The sequence below is a fragment of the Romboutsia faecis genome (assembly GCF_014323405.1).
GTDB lineage: Bacteria > Bacillota > Clostridia > Peptostreptococcales > Peptostreptococcaceae > Romboutsia_E > Romboutsia_E faecis.
Genome location: NZ_JACRWE010000002.1, coordinates 247651 through 268121, shown reverse-complemented (window position 1 = coordinate 268121; position 20471 = coordinate 247651). Strand labels below are relative to the sequence as shown.

At 28.9% G+C, this 20471-nt stretch carries 20 protein-coding genes; 2 read left to right on the top strand and 18 right to left on the bottom strand.

Features of this window, described 5'->3' with window-relative positions:
* Positions 1 to 6 precede the first annotated feature (6 nt).
* The 4 genes from H8923_RS04610 to H8923_RS04595 form a co-directional block, all read right to left on the bottom strand.
* Positions 7 to 795, bottom strand: a complete 789-nt coding sequence (locus tag H8923_RS04610) for an electron transfer flavoprotein subunit beta/FixA family protein (protein WP_153924078.1) — start codon at positions 793 to 795, stop codon at positions 7 to 9.
* A 20-nt stretch (positions 796 to 815) separates the two neighbouring features.
* The gene (gene larA, locus H8923_RS04605; protein WP_153924076.1) at positions 816 to 2138 is read right to left on the bottom strand and encodes a nickel-dependent lactate racemase; all 1323 of its coding nucleotides are present in this window, start codon (positions 2136 to 2138) and stop codon (positions 816 to 818) included.
* 24 nt (positions 2139 to 2162) lie between these two features.
* Positions 2163 to 3731, bottom strand: a complete 1569-nt coding sequence (locus H8923_RS04600; RefSeq protein ID WP_153924074.1) for an L-lactate permease — start codon at positions 3729 to 3731, stop codon at positions 2163 to 2165.
* A gap of 128 nt (positions 3732 to 3859) precedes the next feature.
* Complete coding sequence (locus H8923_RS04595; RefSeq protein ID WP_153924072.1) at positions 3860 to 4567, bottom strand: FadR/GntR family transcriptional regulator; 708 nt, start codon at positions 4565 to 4567, stop codon at positions 3860 to 3862.
* Between the two features lie 156 nt (positions 4568 to 4723).
* Here H8923_RS04595 and ylbJ point away from each other — a divergent pair, with 156 nt between their 5' ends.
* The gene (ylbJ, locus tag H8923_RS04590) at positions 4724 to 5923 is read left to right on the top strand and encodes a sporulation integral membrane protein YlbJ (protein ID WP_153924070.1); all 1200 of its coding nucleotides are present in this window, start codon (positions 4724 to 4726) and stop codon (positions 5921 to 5923) included.
* A 127-nt stretch (positions 5924 to 6050) separates the two neighbouring features.
* Here the strand turns inward: ylbJ and H8923_RS04585 are convergent, their stop codons facing one another.
* The 6 genes from H8923_RS04585 to H8923_RS04560 form a co-directional block, all read right to left on the bottom strand.
* Positions 6051 to 6566: a hypothetical protein gene (locus tag H8923_RS04585; protein WP_153924068.1), complete on the bottom strand. Its 516-nt coding sequence runs from the start codon at positions 6564 to 6566 to the stop codon at positions 6051 to 6053.
* 3 nt (positions 6567 to 6569) lie between these two features.
* Complete coding sequence (gene coaD / locus H8923_RS04580; protein WP_153924066.1) at positions 6570 to 7067, bottom strand: pantetheine-phosphate adenylyltransferase; 498 nt, start codon at positions 7065 to 7067, stop codon at positions 6570 to 6572.
* Positions 7060 to 7623, bottom strand: a complete 564-nt coding sequence (gene rsmD / locus H8923_RS04575; RefSeq protein ID WP_153924064.1) for a 16S rRNA (guanine(966)-N(2))-methyltransferase RsmD — start codon at positions 7621 to 7623, stop codon at positions 7060 to 7062. The genes coaD and rsmD overlap by 8 nt, the downstream gene beginning before the upstream one ends.
* A 40-nt stretch (positions 7624 to 7663) precedes the next feature.
* Complete coding sequence (gene recG / locus H8923_RS04570; RefSeq protein ID WP_153924062.1) at positions 7664 to 9724, bottom strand: ATP-dependent DNA helicase RecG; 2061 nt, start codon at positions 9722 to 9724, stop codon at positions 7664 to 7666.
* A gap of 74 nt (positions 9725 to 9798) precedes the next feature.
* Positions 9799 to 11427: a DAK2 domain-containing protein gene (locus H8923_RS04565; RefSeq protein ID WP_153924060.1), complete on the bottom strand. Its 1629-nt coding sequence runs from the start codon at positions 11425 to 11427 to the stop codon at positions 9799 to 9801.
* A 15-nt stretch (positions 11428 to 11442) separates the two neighbouring features.
* Positions 11443 to 11793 carry an Asp23/Gls24 family envelope stress response protein gene (locus H8923_RS04560; RefSeq protein ID WP_153924058.1) on the bottom strand — a complete coding sequence of 117 codons (351 nt, stop codon included), beginning with the start codon at positions 11791 to 11793 and terminating at the stop codon, positions 11443 to 11445.
* Between the two features lie 368 nt (positions 11794 to 12161).
* Here H8923_RS04560 and rpmB point away from each other — a divergent pair, with 368 nt between their 5' ends.
* On the top strand, positions 12162 to 12350 hold the full coding sequence (rpmB, locus tag H8923_RS04555) for a 50S ribosomal protein L28 (protein ID WP_073123407.1): 189 nt from the start codon (positions 12162 to 12164) through the stop codon (positions 12348 to 12350).
* Positions 12351 to 12595: 245 nt separating this feature from the next.
* On the opposite strand, the gene H8923_RS04550 is transcribed toward rpmB, so the two are convergent.
* From H8923_RS04550 to rsmB, 8 genes are all read right to left on the bottom strand, one after another.
* Positions 12596 to 12745 (bottom strand): 2-oxoglutarate translocator, encoded by a 150-nt coding sequence (locus H8923_RS04550; protein ID WP_153924056.1) that lies wholly within the window; start codon positions 12743 to 12745, stop codon positions 12596 to 12598.
* Between the two features lie 149 nt (positions 12746 to 12894).
* Positions 12895 to 13545, bottom strand: coding sequence for a thiamine diphosphokinase (locus tag H8923_RS04545; protein WP_153924054.1), 651 nt, complete (start codon positions 13543 to 13545; stop codon positions 12895 to 12897).
* An 8-nt stretch (positions 13546 to 13553) separates the two neighbouring features.
* Complete coding sequence (gene rpe / locus H8923_RS04540; protein ID WP_153924052.1) at positions 13554 to 14210, bottom strand: ribulose-phosphate 3-epimerase; 657 nt, start codon at positions 14208 to 14210, stop codon at positions 13554 to 13556.
* Positions 14211 to 14212: 2 nt separating this feature from the next.
* Complete coding sequence (rsgA, locus tag H8923_RS04535) at positions 14213 to 15103, bottom strand: ribosome small subunit-dependent GTPase A (RefSeq protein WP_153924050.1); 891 nt, start codon at positions 15101 to 15103, stop codon at positions 14213 to 14215.
* Between the two features lie 278 nt (positions 15104 to 15381).
* Complete coding sequence (gene pknB, locus H8923_RS04530; protein WP_187127845.1) at positions 15382 to 17265, bottom strand: Stk1 family PASTA domain-containing Ser/Thr kinase; 1884 nt, start codon at positions 17263 to 17265, stop codon at positions 15382 to 15384.
* Positions 17266 to 17277: 12 nt separating this feature from the next.
* Positions 17278 to 18030 carry a Stp1/IreP family PP2C-type Ser/Thr phosphatase gene (locus H8923_RS04525; protein WP_153924048.1) on the bottom strand — a complete coding sequence of 251 codons (753 nt, stop codon included), beginning with the start codon at positions 18028 to 18030 and terminating at the stop codon, positions 17278 to 17280.
* A gap of 17 nt (positions 18031 to 18047) precedes the next feature.
* Entirely contained in the window at positions 18048 to 19079 is a 1032-nt protein-coding gene (gene rlmN / locus H8923_RS04520) for a 23S rRNA (adenine(2503)-C(2))-methyltransferase RlmN (RefSeq protein WP_153924046.1), read from the bottom strand.
* Positions 19080 to 19087: 8 nt separating this feature from the next.
* Entirely contained in the window at positions 19088 to 20416 is a 1329-nt protein-coding gene (gene rsmB / locus H8923_RS04515) for a 16S rRNA (cytosine(967)-C(5))-methyltransferase RsmB (protein WP_153924044.1), read from the bottom strand.
* Positions 20417 to 20471 lie beyond the last annotated feature (55 nt).

Sequence of the window (20471 nt, the reverse complement as noted above, 5' to 3'; positions counted from 1 at the left end):
CCCCCCTTATATTAACTTTAAATCTTTTAACTTATTTGATAGATCCTCACTTAACTCATCTGAACTTCCTCTTAATATATCCTTATCTGTATTTGGAGTTGGAGGGAATATTTTTAATACTTGAGTTGGAGACCCATTCAATCCATAATTCATCTCATCTTTATCCTCAAAATCATTTAAGGTAAATATTGGTATTTCTCTATCTTTTGTTTGGATTTTTAATTTGAATGATGGCAGTCTTGGTTGGAATATATCCTTTTCTACCGTTAATAAGCATGGATATTTAACCTCACAAACTTCTAATGTATTTGGCATATCTACTTCAACTACTATACTCTCTTCTTTTATATCTAATATTTTAGTAACATTTGTTACATGAGGTATATTTAAAAATTCAGCTATTTCAGGACCTACTTGAGCTGTATCTCCATCAGTTGTTTGCTTTCCACATATTATAATTTGAGGATTACCTATTTTTTTAATTCCTTGTGATATCGTATATGATGTTGCTAATACATCTGCACCAGCAAATTTTCTATCACTTATTATAGCTCCTTCGTCTGCCCCCATCATAAAACTCTCTTCTATAACTTGCTTTGCTTGAGGTGGACCCATTGTAATCACCTTCAATGTTGCATCCGTTTCCTGTTTTATTCTAAGCGCAGTTTCTAATGCAAATAAGTCATATGGATTCATCTTGGAATCTACTCCATCTCTTTTTAATACACCAGTAGTTTCATCAACTTCTACTTCAGTTGTACCTGGAACTTGTTTTATACATGTTAAAATTTCCATTATATTTCCCCCAATCTCATTTATTCAGCTGTTACAGAAACCATTGAATCAGAATCTGTACTTGTATTTTCTTTTACTATTACTGATACACCATCTGGAATAACTGCAATTTTGGCATCTTTGCCTTTTATATCAAAAGCTAGGTTTAAAGCTTCTTCAAATGTCTTTGCATGTTTCATATGCATATTTCTTATCATCTTAGGACTACATTGATCAGTCACCATTATTACTGTAAATCTTTCTAATATTCTCGCTAATATTTGGAACTCCCATTGATCTGGAACTGTTTCACTTTTTTCAACAGACCTTACATTTTTTAGTATCTCACTTGGTGAAGAAGCTTTCACAACGTTATTATAGAAAGATTGACCTCCATGACCATCATTACAAGCTGATATCATTATTATTACACCACCATCTTTACATGTAGCTTCAGCTGCTGTCATGCCTTTTACTGATTGATATATATTTTGATCTAAAGGATATCCTCCATTAGTACTTATTACTATATCTGCCATCTGAGCATCTATTTTAGATAATTCCGTTACAAATTTACATCCTGTTTTATGAGCCTTATCTACATCTCCAGCAAAAGATGCAATTACATTTTTATCTTTATCTATTACAACATTTACTATAAATGCTAACTTAGCTGCTTTTGCTGCATAAACCATATCCTCATGTATTGGATTATTATCTAAAATCCCTGTTCTAGCATTTTCGCTATCTATAAATTCACTACAGTGGTTATACATTATAGTTTTAGCTGATGCTATACCAGGAAGTATACTTTTTCTCCCTCCAGAAAATCCAGCAAAGAAATGTGGTTCTATAAATCCTTCTGCTATTAGTAAATCTGCTTCAAAAGCTACTTTATTTAAGTAAAAATCTCCACCTGACGGTAATACCCCTGCTTTTACCATAGCAGCATCATCTGTAGATATGTGCATTATGATTTTTTCATTATTTACTATTTCTTCGCCCATTTTATAAATTAATTCTTCTCTTGTACTTGGCCTATGAAATCCTGTAGCAACTATTATCTTTATATCAATATCCGGATTACCTTCTCTCAACCTTCTTAAAATTATAGGCATTGTAACTCTACTTGGAACTGGTCTAGTATGGTCACTAGTTATTATAACGACACTTTTTTTATTTTTAGCTAACTCTTCAAGTTTAATTGATCCAATTGGATTATCCATAGACTCTTCAACTATTTGTTCTTGACTTTTATTAACAACATAGTTATTAGCTTTCGATTCTAAAACTGCTAATAAGTTTTCATCTGGAATGTTTAACTCCATTCCCATTTTAGAATAAGGTACTTTTAAAATTGGCATATTGTCCTCCTTTATAAATTTGTATTATACAAATGGCATAAAACTTCCTATATAAACTAAAATACCTAATATTATTACATATCCTAAACAAAACTTAAGTGTTGCTCCAAATATTTTACCTTCACTTCCTATCAGTCCTGTAGCAGATGTTGCTATTGCTATACTCTGCGGAGAAATCATTTTACCAGCTGTAGCTCCTGCAGTATTTGCTGCTGCTATCCAATAAGGATCTATTGAAAGAGATTTTGCCGCTTCTACTTGCAATCCACCAAATAATATATTTGCAGATGTATCACTTCCTGTTACAAATGTTCCGATAGCACCTAATAGTGGTGATATTATAGGGTACATTTTTCCTGTTATTGCACATAATCCAAAAGATATCGAACTTGTCATTCCGCTATAAGACATCACCTTAGAAATGGCAACTATTGATATTATAGTTACAAAAGATTTAGAAAGTTGTTTCACTGTTCTTACAAAGACATCTATCATTTTTCCTATCTTTACTTTTTGTATTAACCCAGCTATAAAGGTAGATATTATTATTATCATACCTGGAGTATTTAACCAAATGAATAGAGTAGGTGATGCTCCTTCTCCATTGTAAATTTGTATTTTACTACTAAATTCCGCTAGAAAATTATTAACTACCGGACACAAAGGACTTGCAATTAAAATTAAAATACATAAAAGTATATAAGGTAGCCATGCTAATATGCCTTCTTTTGTAGATACTCTCGTTGCTACTGTGGACTTTATAGCTATATCAGTATCTTTGGCATTATATTCATGATTTTTCTGTGACTTTTTATTCATATATTTAGCTATAAGTATTGTAGATAACATACTACATAAACTTCCGATAAGAGCCGGTAACTCCGCTCCCAAATATTTTGCTATAAATACCTGAGGTATAGCAAACGTTATCCCAGAAACCAAAGTTATCCAAAACACCCCATTTATTGCTTTAACACTTTTTTTTGTTAATATTACTAATGCAAAAGGAATTATTACAATGAATATTGCTAATTGAATTGAAGTTATGTAACTTAAATTTAGTACATCTAAACCTGTTACTGATGCTAGTGTTGATACAGGTATCCCTATAGCTCCAAATGCTGTAGGTACTGTATTTGCGATAAGACATATTATTGCTGCAAATATTGGGTTAAAACCTAGTGATGCTAATATACTGGCAGGGATTGCAACTGCGGTTCCATATCCAGCAACAGCTTCTAAAAAGCCTCCAAATCCCCACGCCAAAATAAGTACTTGTATTCTGTTATCTGTTGTTATACTAGATAACATATTTTTCATAGTGTCCATAGTTTTTGTTTCAACAGCTAAATTGTAAGTAAACAATGCTGCCACTATAACTAATAATATTGGCCATAAAGCTACTGCTATACCTTCAAGCGTTGCAGTTGTCACATTTGTAATTGACATTTTCCAAAATACAATCGATATAACTATTGTCAGTATAACTGTAAAAAAACACGTTTTGTGAGCTGGTAACTTCATCACACCTAAAGATACTATTAGCCATATAATTGGTATTATAGCTAAGATAAATAATACATAATCGTTCATCAAGTACCCCCTTAATATTTTCTTCTCTGTCGGTAACTTGAATGATGGTCAGTGGTATTACCACTTCTTATCTAAAATGGTATTACCTTTTATGTACATTTTCAACATTTATCTTAATATTAACAATCTTACTTTTTACTATAATTTTCTTTTATCAACTGCATATGCTCTTCCATTTTTTTATAAGATAATTTTGAGTCATTACTAGCAATGGCTGTATATATCTCTTTATGCTGATTTAGCAATACTTTCTCATCTGAATATCTATTAATTATTTTTTTTCTAGCATCATTTATAAACTCTTCAAATAAATTTGACGAAGTTAAAAAAAGACATTCAATTAAATAATTTTTACTTATAGACGCTATTTTATTGTGAAATTTTTGATCTAAATTTACTAATATTTCATTTCTATTCTGATTATTAATTTCTTCTTCCATCTCATTAATTATATCTTCTAACTCGGCTTCTTCTTTCTTTGTTATTCTTTCACTGGCAAATTTAACAGCTTCTAATTCCAATGCTTGTCTTAACTCTATAACATCCATCCAAGTTCCATTATTTAACTTGAATATTAATGATAATGGTTCTATTAAAGATTTATTTATATTTGAACATACAAAGTTTCCTTCTCCCTGTTTACTTTCTATAACACCTAAAGTTTCTAACACTCTAAGAGCTTCTCTTATAGACGTTCTACTTACACCCATTTGTTCTGATAGTTCTCTTTCTGATGGAAGCTTATCTCCCTTTTTTAATTCCCCATTAAATATACTTTCTTGTATTTGCTCTATAACTTGCTCATAAACCTTTTTGCTTGATATATTATTAAACATTATTCCCCCTATAAATTTCCATAACTCTACTTTTTATAAATAAAATATTAAGTATATTATAATCTATTGTTAAGTAAAAGTGAAAATACTTTTTAATTCATAAAAATCCAATTATTTTAATATAATAAAATATATTATTTTCACAAGGAGGTGCTTATGAAAAAAAATCAAACTATCCTTTTTTTCCTCCCGGTCATCGTAGTACTGTTCTTAATCGTAGGCATAATAATATTTCCTCAAGAAGCAATTAAGTCAGCTAAAGAAGGTTTAAATATTTGGGTAAATGTCTTAATACCATCTCTACTTCCATTCATAATAGGTGCTAATTTAGTTGTAGACTTAAAAATAGTTGATTTAGTAGGAATGATAATAAATCCAGTTACTAAATTTATCTTCAATGTTTCTGGAAAAAGTGCCTTAGTATTTGTGATTTCTACAGTATCTGGATATCCTGTAGGAGCAAAGTTAGCTTATGACCTCAGAATTAATAGCCAAATTTCTAAATCTGAAGCACAGAGATTGGTTTCATTTTGCTCTACATCTGGACCACTCTTTATTATAGGCGCAGTAGCTGTTGGAATGTTCAAAAATGCATCTTTAGGATACTTAATGATATTATGTCATTATTTAGGATCTATAAGCGTAGGTATTATATTTAGAAATTATGGTAAAGAGAGATTATCTTCGCCCAAATACAATATTAAAACAAATTTTAATAATATTATTAATACTAGATACTCAAGCAATACAGGATTTTTTGTTATGTTCGGAAATGCAGTTGTAAATGGAGTTAACACTTTGCTTGCAGTTGGAGGGTTTGTAATAGTCTTTTCCGTTGTATTTAAAGTTTTATCATTGTTTAATATAATATCAATACTTGCTTCTATATTATATCTACCATTATCATTATTTGGAGTGACAAAAGATTTATGCTATGCCTTTATAAGCGGATTATTTGAAATTACTATTGGTTGTAATAATATTTCTAAAGTCGCATCTGCTTCTATGATGATAAAAGTTACTTTTTCCAGTTTTTTAATTGGATTTAGTGGACTATCTATATTAGCACAATGCTGTAACTTCTTAGCTAAAACTGATATTAATACTAACTTGTACATATTAAGTAAGTTTTTACATGGATTATTTGCGTCTATATTCACTTTTTTACTTTACCCAATATGTAATTCAACATCATTCGTCTCTAATTTCGGTAATGTTTATGATACATTCTATATCAATGGACTTTGGAATTATTATCTAAATAATACCAATATAATAGTTCCTTTAATCCTACTTACATACTTAATATTTAAATTAGTTCTACCTAATCAAGTTAATAACAAAATAAATTTCTAAAATTATATTAATCAAAATTTTTATTAATTTTTACGTTAATCTAAAAATAACATAGTTATGAACAAGAATATTATATTCTTGTCATACCTATGTTATCTTTAATTACTTATGATATTTATAATTTAAATTATTTTAACTCAGACTTATCTCTAATTACTTCTTCTAATATAGCCTTCAGATTATGTTCAACTGCAGAAAGCACATCTGTAGCATATTCAATAGATCCTTGTCTAATTTCTCTTGCTACATGTTCTGCTCTTTCTGAAATTTCTCTAGCTCTTTGTTCTGCTTGTCCAACTACATCACTAGATTCTATATAATCTTTTAAAGTTTCTTCTGAATTTTGTTTTAATTCTTCTAAACTTCTACTATACTCTTCTTTTATTTTTTCAGCATCTCTCTCAGCTTGGGCTACTAGCTCTTTAGCATCCCTTTTAGCTTCATTTAATATTCTATTTCTTTCTTTATTTATCCAAACAGCTTGTGTTACCTCATCTGGCATTAAAGCTCTTATTTCTTTTATTATAGCTAAAAGCTCTTCTTTATCTATTACTGATTTTTGTGAAAAACGGGCTGTTTGCGCATTACTTATTCTATCTTCTAAATCATCAAACAACTCCATCATCTCTAAATCTATTTTCATTTACTACTTCCCCCTATTTGTTTTTCGTTTTAGCTCTTCTAGCACTACCTTCGGCACTAAGTTTTTGACATCTGCATCAAAAGTTAAAACTTCTTTTATTAATGATGAACTTATGAAAGAATACTTAGTTGTAGTAGGCAGTATAATCGTCTCTATATTAGGATTTAACTCTCTATTCATATGAGCCATCTGAAGCTCATACTCGACATCTGCTCCACTTCTTACTCCTCTTACTAAAGTATCTATTTGATTTTCTTCACAATAGTTTACCAATAGTCCATCAAAACTTACAATTTTAACATTATCTAAGTGACTAGTACATGATTCTATTAGATGAACTCTTTCCTCAAAAGTAAAGAGACCTTTTTTATTCGGATTAAAAAGTACACCTATTTGTAATTCATCAAATAATTTAGATGCTCTACAAATTATATCTAAATGTCCATTTGTTATAGGATCAAAACTGCCTGCGAATATAGCTTTTCTTATTCTCTTATTCATTTTGTTCCTCCAGCTTATAAAATGTCAATGTTGTATTTCCATACTTCTTTTCTCTACTTTTATTAAGTCTTCCTATACTCTCTTCAAATAAGTCTTTAGTATCGTGCTCTACAACTATTATTCCATCTTCATCTAATAAATTAAATTCGTCTATGCTTTTTAAGCATTCTATGAACATATTCTCATAATATGGAGGGTCCATAAATATCACATCAAATTTTTGATTTTGAGTTGATAACTTTTTTACTGCATCCTTAAAATCAACATTTAAAATCGTACTTTCATTTTCTACTCTAGCTTTTTTTATATTTGACCTTACTATGTTTATACTATCCTTGCTTTTGTCTACAAAAATACAGTTTTTAGCTCCTCTTGATAAACACTCTATACCTAAAGAACCTGTTCCTGCAAATAAATCTAGAATATTACTATCCATTATATATGAACTTATCATATTAAATAATGATTCTTTTACTCTATCTGTCGTAGGTCTTACATCTTGATTTTTAGGAGTATCTAATTTTAATCCTCTTGCTTTTCCTGATATAACTCTCAATGATATATCTCCTCTCAATATATTTTAACATAATTTTCATCTAATTTAGCGAAATTTCTCTTGCTACATGCTCAAATTTATCAATTACCTCATTTTTCAACAATTTATTTTCAAACTTTTGTAACTTTAGGTCTTCACCTATAATATAGCGAGCCTCTTGTTGAGCTATTTTTAATATTTTCATATGCTTAAATATATTAGCTATCCTTAGCTCAGGAAGTCCATGCTGTCTTGTACCAAAAAATTCTCCTGGTCCTCTTATTTCTAAATCTTTCTCAGAAATTTTAAATCCATCATTAGTTTCTTCCATAATAGACATCCTCTGTCTACAAACTTCTGACTTAGATGCATATATTAATATACAGTAAGACTTATGTTTACCTCTTCCTACACGTCCTCTAAGCTGATGAAGCTGAGCTAGTCCAAATCGTTCTGCATTTTCAATTATCATTAAAGTTGCATTAGGAACATTAACTCCAACTTCTATAACAGTAGTTGATACTAATATATCTAAATCTTTATTTTTAAAACTTTTCATAATGCTTTCTTTTTCACTAGCTTTCATTTTACCATGTAAAAGCCCTACTCTTAAATCCGAAAAATATTCTTGCTTTAGTTCATCTACTAATTCTACAGCTGCTTTAGCTTCTATAGATTCACTTTCTTCTACTAATGGACAAACTATATATACCTGTCTGCCTTTTTCAACCTCTGATCTAACTAAATTATTATAAGCTCTATCTCTTTTATCTTTACTAACAGCTATAGTATCTATTGGTTGTCTACCTGGTGGAAGTTCGTCAATTATAGAAATATCTAAATCACCATAAAGTATAAGTGCTAAAGTTCTTGGTATTGGAGTTGCTGTCATGACTAATACATCAGGATTATTTCCTTTGTCCGATAGCTTCCCTCGCTGTCTAACTCCAAATCTATGCTGTTCATCAGTTATTACTAGACCTAATCTACCAAATTCTACTTTATCTTCTATTAAAGCATGCGTGCCTATTAATATATCAATTTCTTTATTCTTTACTCTTTCAAGTACCCTTTCTTTTTGTTTTTTAGTAAGGCTTCCAACAAGAAGTTCCACATTCATTCCAAATCCTCTTAGGGTTTCTGTCAAAGATATATAATGCTGCTCTGCTAAAATCTCTGTGGGAGCCATTAAAGCCCCCTGATATCCATTTAAGACACAGTTTGCTAATGAAAGTAATGCTACTACAGTTTTACCAGATCCAACATCACCTTGAACTAATCTATTCATAACCTTAGACGACTTCATATCTTCTATTATTTCATTTAAAGCTCTATTTTGAGCTTTAGTTAATTTAAAAGGAAGAGAGTTTATTATATCTTTTAACTTTTCATTTTCTTCAAATTTTATTCCCTCAACTTCTGTAACTCCATTTTTAAACATAAACAGACCTAACTGAAGAATTAAAAATTCCTCGAAAATAATTCTATATAAAGCTATTTTAAAACTTTCTTTATTACTTGGTGAGTGAATATTCCTTATTGCATAATCTATACTACATAACTTATATTTATCGATTATATCCTTAGGTAAATATTCTTTTATAGTTAATTCTTTATTCAATAGCACCGATTTAATTATACTTATAATTTCTTTATTTGTTACACCAAAAGTCAATGGATATATAGGCATAATCTTGCAAGCATTTTTAGGTGAATTACTAAGATGTTCTATTTCACAAGATCTAAATTCTATATTTTTAAATTCTTTTTTTACTTTACCAAATACTAATACGGTATCTCCATTTTTAAAAGTATTGCTTATATACGGTTGATTAAAAAAAACTAATTTTGCATATCCAGTCTCATCTTTTACATCTACCTTTGTTAAAGTCATTCCTTTTCTAGGATTACTAGTAGTTACTCCTACTATTAGTGCTTTTATTGTTGCCTTATCCTCATTTTTCAACTCTACAATTTTTTTTAAATTATTTCTATCTTCATATTGTCTAGGAAAATAATAAAGTAAGTCTTTCAATGTAAATATTCCTAGTTTATTTAGCTTATATGCCTTCTTAGGACCTATACCTTTTACAAATTGTATATCTTTCTTTAAGTCACTCATAGTTATCACCCACTACGCAAAAATCCTGTATAACCAACTAAACGGTAGTAAGATTATACAGGACTTTAAAATCATTATTCAACTGAAATTAAGTAATAATAAAGAGGTTGTCCTCCATAGTATAACTCTACATCTATATCGTCAAACTTTTCTTCTAATTCGTCACGAAGATTATTAGCTTCTTCTTCACTCACATCTTCTCCATAGAATAAAGTTATTATTGCACTATCTTCATCAACTAAATTTTCTACAAGCTTAGTAGTTATATCACTAACACCTTCACCTGCAGCTTGTAATTTACCTTCTGCTATAGCTATTATGTTTCCTTCTTTTACTTCAACATCATTCATAACTGTATCTCTCACAGCATATGTCACTTGGCCTGATTTAACTAATGATAAAGATTCCATCATTGCTTCTTCATTTTCTTCTACACTAGCATCACCATTAAAGCTTACTAAAGCTGTAAATCCTTGTGGAGTATTTTTAGTAGGTATAACCACTATATTTTTTTCACTTAACTCTTTAGCTTGGTTTGCAGCCATTATTATATTGCTATTGTTAGGGAATATGAATATATTTCTTGCATTTATAGTTTCTATAGCATTCATAAAATCTTCTGTACTTGGGTTCATAGTTTGACCACCTTCTATTATGTGATCAACTCCAAAATCTTTAAATATCTTAGCTAGACCGTCACCCATAGAAGTAGCTATAAATCCATATTCTTTTTCTTCTTCAGTAGTAGGTGCACTTTCATCTTTAGCTTCTATCAATGTATTTTCATGTTGAAGCTTCATATTTTCTATTTTTATAGTTAATAATTGTCCGTATGCTAAAGCTTCTTGTAATGCAAGACCTGGATCATTAGTGTGAACATGCACTTTTATTACACCTTCATCTCCAACTACAGCTAAGCTATCTCCATATTTAAGCATTTTATCTCTTATTTGAAGATCATCCACTTTATCACTTTCTAATATAAATTCTGTACAGTATTGGAATTTTATATCTTCAGTAGCTATATTTCCTTGTGGTGCTTTAATTTCCTTTACTTCACTTGAATTAGAATCTTTAATTTCTATAGGACTTCCTTTTAAAGCTTCAAGCATACCTTCATATACAAGAACTAATCCTTTACCACCTGAGTCTACAACTCCAGCTTCTTTTAATGCCTTTAATAATTCTGGTGTTCTATTTAAAGAATCATTTGCTTCTTTTATTACTAATTCTAAGAATGTAATAAAATCTTCTTCGCTTTTAGCTATTTTTATAGCAGCTTCACTACTTTCTCTTATAACTGTAAGTATAGTTCCTTCTATAGGCTTTATCACAGCTTTATAAGCAGTATCTGAACCACATTTTAATGATTCTGCAAAATCTGCCGTACTTAACTTTTCTTTACCTTCTACTGATTTTGCTATACCTCTTATTATCTGAGATAATATAACTCCTGAGTTACCTCTAGCTCCCATAAGAGATCCTCTAGATAATGCCTTACCTATATTAGTTATTTCTTCATTATCTACCTTAGATAATTCTTTCATTGCATAAGAAATAGTTAATGACATATTAGTTCCTGTATCTCCATCTGGAACTGGGAATACATTCAACTTGTCTACTAAATCTTTGTGATTTTGAAGATTATTTGCACCTGATACAAACAAATCTCTTAAATTTTTTCCGTCTATATATTGGATCATTTTTTTCCTCCTAAATTACTTAACTCTAATACCTTGAACATTAATGTCTATTTTACTTACCTTTATAGCCGTCATCTTCTCAACTGTATATTTTACTCTATCTATTATGTTGTTTGCAACTGTAGATATATTTGTTCCGTACTGTATTATAACATAAAGTTCTATAGCAATGGTATTATCTTCTAATTCATCTACTTTAACGCCCTTAGTAGCATTTTCACCTTTCAATAATTCTACTATACCCTTAGATTTATATCCTAAACCTACTAATCCGTAACTTTCCATCGCTGCTCTATATACTATTTGAGCTATTACTTGCTTATCTATTTCTACATATCCATATTCATTAGTTAATCTTGCACTCATGGCTTGACCCCCTTAAATTATTTTTTATTTTTATTTTGCTCAAAAATCATTTAAAAATATCTTCTTTTATGTAATATTAATTATAATTACTATAATACTATAATTATATTACTTTTTAAACCTACTTAATCTCTTTTGAAACTAAATTTTGATTAATCACCACGTAGTAATATATTCTAATTCACTTTTTTATATTTTTTATTTACTTTATTGTGAATTATATATATAATTTTATATGATAGTTACAAATTGTTCAATAATAATATATAAGACAAATATATATTTCTATTGCAGAATTTCGATATTTGTGTTAATATAAATATGTTTTTAGTCTTTAAATAGTTATCATTTTAAGGAGGTGTACAATAATGGCGAAAGTATGTAGCGTATGTGGTAAAGGGAAGGTTTCTGGAAACCAAGTATCACACTCAAATAGACACAGCAGAAGAACTTGGTCTGCTAACTTAAGAAGCGTTAGAGCTATAATAGATGGAACTCCTAAGAGAGTTAAAGTTTGTACTAGATGTTTACGTTCTGGTAAAGTTGAAAGAGCTTAATAAGTTATTTTTTGAAAAAGCCTACTATATATGTAGGCTTTTACTTTTTATATTGAGAATTTTATTTTTTATCCTTCCTCATAAATTTTAAAACTATATTAGATAGCCACTTTGGTAATTTTATTGTTACCATCTTCATAATCTATACCCCCATTTTATAAATTAATATATTATTTCTCTATTATATTTATTCATTTGCAACTAGATATATATTTAATATTTTCTATCTATATTAAAATTATATTCTAATATAAAAATAGTAAAACTCCACATACTATAAGAACCAATGCCGTAAGTATTGAAAAAATCCAATTAGGCAATATCATTGATATTATTACTGCTGCACCTGTTGCCATACATATTATACCTAAAAGCCCCTTTGATTGATTTTTCATAAAACACCCCCCTTACTCATTGAACCCTTATTTATAATTTAAATTTATGCAAGATAAAATATATTTAGACCTGTCCTAGTTTTTATTATTTATTTATATTTTAGTTTTTTAGACATAAAAAATAAGCATACCACTATAGCATGCTTATTTTATTGAATATCTTTATTTCTTATTATAATTAGAGTTCCTTTTTTAACACTTATTGAGCAACTCATATCTAACATAACATTTGAAATGCCTAACGGTACGGAGTATTTCATATAATGGTCATTTAAGGGATATTCTAAATTATCAAGTGTAACGCCTTGTGCATCTCCTTTAATTGGTATTACAGATATTGTGTCACCTTTATTACCATCAATTATTATTTTTTCATTTATCGCTATATAAATTTCTTCTTTTTCAGAAATAATTTTAGGAATAATCTTTTTTTCTTTTACATAATAAAGTAAATTTATATTTGCAATAGTATGGTCTATTCTTCCTCCTAATGCACCTATAAAATCTATATTCGTAGCCTTAAGCTTTTCTGCTAAAAATATACATATTTCAGAATCTGTTTCATCCTTTTTAGATGGAAACTTCTCAAAAGTTACTTTTTTTTCTTTATAGTAATTTATTATATCTAGATTTGCAGAATCTAAATCTCCAATTATATAATCTGGATTTATTCCCATCTTATAAAGATGATTCGCTCCTCCATCTGCGCAAATTATGCTGTCATAGTTTTCATTTCTTATAACTTCTTTTATTTTATTATAATCCTTAATCTCTCCATTAAGAACAATACATATTTTCATATTATCACCTATTTAGATGCATTTTTCCTAAATAAATCTACAGTTTCTTGTATATTTTCACTATTAAATATAGCGGACCCAGCAACTATAACATTTGCCCCTGCCTTAACTACATCAAGTACATTATCTGGTTTAATTCCGCCATCAACTTGTATATCTACATTTAACCCCTTTGAATCTATAAGACCCTTTAATTCCTTAATCTTAGATATCATTCCTTCAATAAATGATTGACCTCCAAATCCTGGATTAACAGTCATTATTAAAACCATATCAACATCTTCTAATACATGTTTAATAGTATCAATCGGCGTTGCTGGGTTTAAAGCAACTCCTGCTTTTATATTATATGATTTTATATTTTGTATAGTTCTATGAAGATGTTTACAAGCTTCTTGATGAACTACTATAATGTCACACCCTGCATCTACAAATTCTTTTATGTAGCTATCTGGATTTTCTATCATAAGATGTGCATCAAATACCATATTAACATCTTTTCTTAAAGATTTTACAACCCCAGGCCCTAAAGTAATATTAGGAACGAAATGACCGTCCATTACATCTATGTGTAAATATTCACAGCCTGCATTTTCTACTTTTTTTACATCCTCTAATAACCTTGCGAAATCTGCTGATAGTATCGATGGTGCTAACTTAATCATTCTTAGTATCTCCTTTTACCTTGTTTACTTTGCCTAATTTCATTTAACAGCTGTATATAACTATCGTATCTTTGTTTTGATATCTCTCCATTTTCTACAGCTTCTTTTACCCCACACCCAGGTTCATTTTCATGTACACATTTGGATCCAAACTTACAATCACCATAATTATAAAACTCGATGAAATATTCTTTTAGTTCATTTTCTTCTATATCATCTAATGTTAATGAACTAAAACCTGGAGTATCTGCAACCATACCACCACATTCTAGTTTTAAAAGTTCAGCATGTCTTGTGGTATGCTTACCTCTTTTTATTTTATCACTTACTTCACCAGTTTGTAATTGGAAATTTGCATCTATTTCATTTAATAGACTAGATTTTCCAACTCCAGATGGTCCAGCAAATACAACAACACTACCTCTTAATTCCTCTTTTATCTTATCTATATTTAGTTTAGTTTTATTACTCACTGGTATTACTTTATATCCGCTAAGTTCATATATACTCGCAATATTTTCTAAAGTATTATCATCATCTAAGTCAGCTTTTGTAAGGACTATCACGATTTCTAAGTTTTCTTTTTCGGCTAAAACTATAAATCTATCCAATAAAGATAAATGTGGCTTAGGATTTTTTACAGCAAAAACTATTAATGCTTTATCTACATTAGCTATTGGCGGTCTAATTAATTCCGTATCCCTTTTATCAATCTCTTCTACAACACCTTTTTTAGCTTCTTCATCTACTATACTTATTTTTACTCTATCTCCAACTAGCGGTGTTATTTTTTGTTTTCTAAAAATTCCCCTTGCTCTACATTCATAAATTCCCTTTTCAGTATCTACGTAATAAAATCCCCCTATTCCTTTCGTGATCTTTCCTTCTAACATTAAATTCCTCCTTTAAATTTGGGTATATCTATATAATTTACGTATATCTATATATAATAGCATAATAACTTTATAATTAATTATACTCCTAATTTATTATCTTACTATATTTTATACATATTTCCTATAAAAAGAAATCCTTTAAATGTTTTTTCTAATTTATCTAAGTAATTTATTTACTTTTATATATAAAATACACTTTTACTATAAATATAAGGCTAATATCTTAGATTAAAAGATATTAGCCTTATTAAAAATTAAATATTCTACTATTTTATTTAAGGTAATAAAGTTCCACCCTCTTCATCTGGAACATTTTCATTTCCATCACCTGAATTATCTATATCCTCATTCTCATCAGATGGCTTATTTGTCTGATTATTATTGTTGTTATTGTTACTACTATTGTTATTGTTGCTACTATTATTGTTATTATTAGTACTATTATTGTTATTATTAGTACTATTATTGCTATTGTTAGTACTATTATTGTTATTATTAGTACTATTGTTATTATTGTTATTGCTACTGTTGTTATTGTTGCTGCTATTGTTATTACTGTTATTATTATTTGATGTATCTGTTGTTTCATTATCAGAGCTATTATTTTCTTCTTGAGTTTCTCTTGGTCCTTTACTTACTACAACATCTACTTTATCGCCTTCTGACACATCTCCTAATCCTGAACTAGGAGTTTGATTTAACACTATACCTTCTTTGTAAATATCATTATATTCATATTTTATATTGCCTAATTTTAAATTATTTTGTCCCAACACTCTTTCAGCTTCTGTTAAAGTAAATCCTATTATACTTGGAACTTGACTTTGTTTAGGACCATCACTTAAAACTATGCTTATAGTGTCTCCATTTGAAACTTCCATACCGGCTGCAGGACTTTGAGAAATAACATGATCCTTTTCTACCGTATCACTATGTTCACTTTTTACAAGTATTTTTAGGCCTAATCTTTCTAGTTCTTTATTTACATATTCTAAGTTTTTTCCTTCAAAGTCAGGAAGTGTAATTACCTGTTCCTGATTACTATTTCCACCCATTAATCCAGAAACAAACTTAAATATAAAAATGCCTTGTGCCAGTAATATAATTAACAATACTACTGCTGCGATTTTTAATCTTTTTCTAACCTTTGGACTATCTTCTTTTACAGGTTTTTTAGGTTTTTTCTTTAATTTTTCTTTTTTAGGTTTTTGACTTATTTTAGGAGTTTCTTCTAACAACTCCTCATCCTCATCTTCTGAATCTAAACTTTCTTCCGCATTTTCCATATTAACTTTCTTAGTTGCAAAATTATCATATTCTTTTATAAAGTCTAAATCAATATTCTTTTCTACATAATCAATGTCTTCAATTAAGTCTTCCGCACTTTGATATCTATTTTCACTAGATTTTTCAGTTAACTTCTTTATTATTGTCCTTACACTCTGAGGTATATTAATCTTTTCTTCTGATGTAAATTCAACATCTTCATTTATATGTTGTAATGCTATAGATATAGGACTATCTCCTCTAAACGGAACCCTTCCTATTATCATTTCATATAAAACTATACCTAATGAATATAAATCAGCTGTAGCGTTAACAGAATTTCCCTTTGCTTGTTCTGGCGAGAAATAATGAACTGATCCTATTATACTACCAATATTGGTCATTGTAGAGTTTGAAACGGCTTTTGCTATCCCAAAATCTGCAACCTTAACAATTCTACCTTCATTAGATATTAATATATTGTGAGGTTTTATATCTCTATGAACTATGCCTTTTTTATGAGCAGCGCTAAGGGCCATTGCTATTTGTTTAGTTATATCAAGAGCTGTATACTCATCTAATGTTCCTTCATTTTTTATTATATCTTTAAGGTTTTGTCCATCTATATATTCCATTACAATATAGTGAACTTTTCCATCTTCTCCTACATCATAAACATTTACTATATTCGGATGAGATAAACTCGCTACTGCCTCAGCTTCTCTTTTAAACTTCCTTAAAAACTCTTCATCATCTACAAATTCAGGTCTAAGAACTTTAACAGCAACAGTTCTATTTAATAACTTATCTTTAGCCTCATAAACAAAGGCCATTCCTCCATCACCAATTTTTCTGATAATTTGGTATCTATTTCCTAAAATTGTATCTCCCACTTTATCACCGTCCTAATTATGCTTTATCAATACAACTGAGACATTATCTTTTCCAGAAACGTCATTAGCCATATTTATTAACTCTTTATTTATTTCTGATATATCTTTATTTTTTAAAAGCATATTTTTTATATCTTCTTTATCCACGCATCCAGTTAATCCATCACTAGCAAGAAGAACTAAGTCATTTTCTTTTAACTTACTTTTAAATATATCAACTATAACCATCTCATCAGTTCCCATAGCTCTTGTTATATGATTTCTACGAGGATGATTCCTAGCTTCTTCTTCTGTTATAATATTTGCTCTAACAAGTTCTTCAACAACAGAATGGTCTATACTAATTTGATTTAATTCAGTATCATTTAGTATATAACATCTACTATCACCAACATTGGCAACATATAAATTATCCTTATATATTATAGCAGTTACTAATGTTGTTCCCATTCCAAAACACTCTTCTTGTTCTATAGATTTTTTATAAATAATTGAGTTTACATTATTATAAGCCTGTTTTATTACATCATCAACATAATCTATTTTTATGCTACTTGTTTGCAATAAATTCTCTTTTAAAAATTTAAAAATATTTTCTACTGCTAACTTACTTGCAACTTCACCTTTTTTATGGCCACCCATTCCATCAGCTAGCGCAAAAATTCCTATATCTTCTTCATTTTTAGTTTTTATAACTTCCCCCATACAATAATCTTCATTATTCTTTCTTACTTTTCCTATGTGGGAGTCACAGCTATAAATCATAAGATTTCCCCCTTAAGCTACTTATGTTTTCTTCTTAATTGTCCACAGGCTCCTCCAATATCTGAACCCATAGATATTCTCACCGTAGCTGGTATATTATTTTTTTCTAAGTAATCTCTGAACTTATATATATATGATTTATCCGGCCTTTCATATTCTCTTTCTTCTACTTTATTTATTGGTATTAAATTCACATGGCATAACATGCCTTTTAGAAGCCTAACTATCTCTTTAGCTTCTTTTTCTGAATCATTTACACCTTTAATTAGAGAGTACTCAAAAGTAACTCTTCTATTAGTTTTCTTTATATAATATTTACATGCATCTATTAAATCATTTACTTTGTATGCATTTGCTACTGGCATTATCTCTCTTCTTTTTTCATCAAATGGGGAATGTAGAGATAGTGCTAAATTTATAGGCAATCCTAAATCAGCTAATTCATACATTTTAGGTACTAATCCACAAGTTGATAAAGTTATATGCCTATAACCTATGTTTAAACCATTTTTTTCATTTACTAGTTTTAAGAACTTTTTAGTATTTTCGAAGTTATCTAAAGGTTCTCCACTACCCATCAATACAAGATTCGATACTCTTTTACCTGTATCCTCTTGTATTTTCATAATTTGATCTAAAATTTCCCAAGGTTCTAAGTTTCTTATTAAACCTTCTAACGTTGATGCACAGAAATTACATCCCATTCTACATCCAACCTGATTAGAAATGCACACTGTAACCCTATCTTCATAGTCCATCATAACAGTTTCTATAATATTTCCATCATTTAATAAAAATAGATACTTTTTAGTTTTATCTACCTTTGATTCTAATTTTAATTCTTGTTCTATATTTCCAATATAAGATACTTCATCAAGCTTTTCTCTTAAATTTTTAGGTATATTTCTCATATCATCAAAAGTTTTAGCACCTTTATATATCCATGAAAAAATTTGAGTACCTCTAAATGATTTTTCTCCAATACTTACTATAAAATCTTTCAGTTCATCTTCTGTCATATTCTTTAAAGCTACTTTATTCTGTTCCATATTTATCACTACCTTACTCTTTCTAATTTTGCTATAAAGAAACCATCTATATCGTGAATATTTGGATATATCTTTAAATATCCATTTTCTTGATTATCTAAATCTACCTTAACTTCATTTATTGGAACTAATTTAAAATTATTATTATTATCTAAAAATTCTTTTACTACTTCCATATTTTCATTATCTTGTATAGTACAAGTACTATATATTAAAGTACCACCGATTTTTACATATTTAGATGCATTATCTAAAATATTTTTCTGTATATTTGGTAATTCTTTAAGCTCACCTTTTGACTTGTATTTTATTTCTGGTTTTCTTCTTATTATACCAAGACCTGAACAAGGAACATCAGCTAGCACATAATCAAATTTATCTATACTATTTTTATCCAATATCGAAGCATCAAATGACTCTATCTCTACATTCGTTAGTCCCAATCTATTTACAGTTGATTGTATTAATTTTAATTTATGGTCAAATATATCTCTAGATACAACTTTACCAGTATTATTCATTAATGTAGCTAAGTGTGTAGTCTTTCCTCCTGGAGCACTACATACATCTAAGACTTGTGAATTTTCCTTAGGATTCATAACTTTTCCAACTATCATAGAACTTACATCTTGTATCGTAAATAATCCATCTTTAAATAGTTGATTATTCTCTATATTCTTCAAATTTTCTACTCTAATAGCCTCATCTACTATAGGGACTACACTGCACTCGATACCTTCAGATCTTAATTTCTCTAAAAGTTCATCTCTAGTAGTCTTTAAAGTATTTGTTCTAAGATATACACTAGGTCTTTCACTATTTGCTTCTAATAAATCTTCTGTAAATTCTTCTGAAAAGTTATTAATCCAATTCTTTATCATCCAAGGACTATAAGAATATTTAGTTGCTAGATACATTATTTTATCATCTTTTATATCTACTTCTCCTATTGTATCTTTTTGTCTTATAACATTTCTAAGAATTGCATTCACAAATCCTGATGATCTCTTATCATATTTTTTTACTAAACTTACAGTTTCATTTACTGCTGCATAATCTGAAATACTATTTAAAAGTAAAATTTGATAAATACCCATTCTAAGCAATATTTTAACATAAATATTCATCTTTTTACATTTTATCTTCGAAAGTTTATCTATAATGTAATCTAAGTAATATTTATTTTCTACCACACCATAAATCAATTCTGTAGCTAATCCTCTATCTTGGTTATTTAAATTTATATTTTTAAAATGTTTATTAATAGCTATATTAGAATAATTACCATTTTCCTCTATATCTAAAAGAACTTTTAAAGCTAATTCTCTTGCTTTCATATTCTGTCTCCTCATTTCTCTTCTATATAAAAAAGGAGTTGCCTTAGTATCGATC

Bases quoted from the DNA above. Each gene is read 5' to 3' on its own strand.
- H8923_RS04610 (WP_153924078.1), bottom strand. From the start codon at position 795: ATGGAAATTTTAACATGTATAAAACAAGTTCCAGGTACAACTGAAGTA.
- larA (WP_153924076.1), bottom strand. From the start codon at position 2,138: ATGCCAATTTTAAAAGTACCTTATTCTAAAATGGGAATGGAGTTAAAC.
- H8923_RS04600 (WP_153924074.1), bottom strand. From the start codon at position 3,731: ATGAACGATTATGTATTATTTATCTTAGCTATAATACCAATTATATGG.
- H8923_RS04595 (WP_153924072.1), bottom strand. From the start codon at position 4,567: ATGTTTAATAATATATCAAGCAAAAAGGTTTATGAGCAAGTTATAGAG.
- ylbJ (WP_153924070.1), top strand. From the start codon at position 4,724: ATGAAAAAAAATCAAACTATCCTTTTTTTCCTCCCGGTCATCGTAGTA.
- H8923_RS04585 (WP_153924068.1), bottom strand. From the start codon at position 6,566: ATGAAAATAGATTTAGAGATGATGGAGTTGTTTGATGATTTAGAAGAT.
- coaD (WP_153924066.1), bottom strand. From the start codon at position 7,067: ATGAATAAGAGAATAAGAAAAGCTATATTCGCAGGCAGTTTTGATCCT.
- recG (WP_153924062.1), bottom strand. From the start codon at position 9,724: ATGAGTGACTTAAAGAAAGATATACAATTTGTAAAAGGTATAGGTCCT.
- H8923_RS04565 (WP_153924060.1), bottom strand. From the start codon at position 11,427: ATGATCCAATATATAGACGGAAAAAATTTAAGAGATTTGTTTGTATCA.
- H8923_RS04560 (WP_153924058.1), bottom strand. From the start codon at position 11,793: ATGAGTGCAAGATTAACTAATGAATATGGATATGTAGAAATAGATAAG.
- rpmB (WP_073123407.1), top strand. From the start codon at position 12,162: ATGGCGAAAGTATGTAGCGTATGTGGTAAAGGGAAGGTTTCTGGAAAC.
- H8923_RS04550 (WP_153924056.1), bottom strand. From the start codon at position 12,745: ATGAAAAATCAATCAAAGGGGCTTTTAGGTATAATATGTATGGCAACA.
- H8923_RS04545 (WP_153924054.1), bottom strand. From the start codon at position 13,545: ATGAAAATATGTATTGTTCTTAATGGAGAGATTAAGGATTATAATAAA.
- rpe (WP_153924052.1), bottom strand. From the start codon at position 14,210: ATGATTAAGTTAGCACCATCGATACTATCAGCAGATTTCGCAAGGTTA.
- rsgA (WP_153924050.1), bottom strand. From the start codon at position 15,103: ATGTTAGAAGGAAAGATCACGAAAGGAATAGGGGGATTTTATTACGTA.
- H8923_RS04525 (WP_153924048.1), bottom strand. From the start codon at position 18,030: ATGATTTATAGCTGTGACTCCCACATAGGAAAAGTAAGAAAGAATAAT.
- rlmN (WP_153924046.1), bottom strand. From the start codon at position 19,079: ATGGAACAGAATAAAGTAGCTTTAAAGAATATGACAGAAGATGAACTG.
- rsmB (WP_153924044.1), bottom strand. From the start codon at position 20,416: ATGAAAGCAAGAGAATTAGCTTTAAAAGTTCTTTTAGATATAGAGGAA.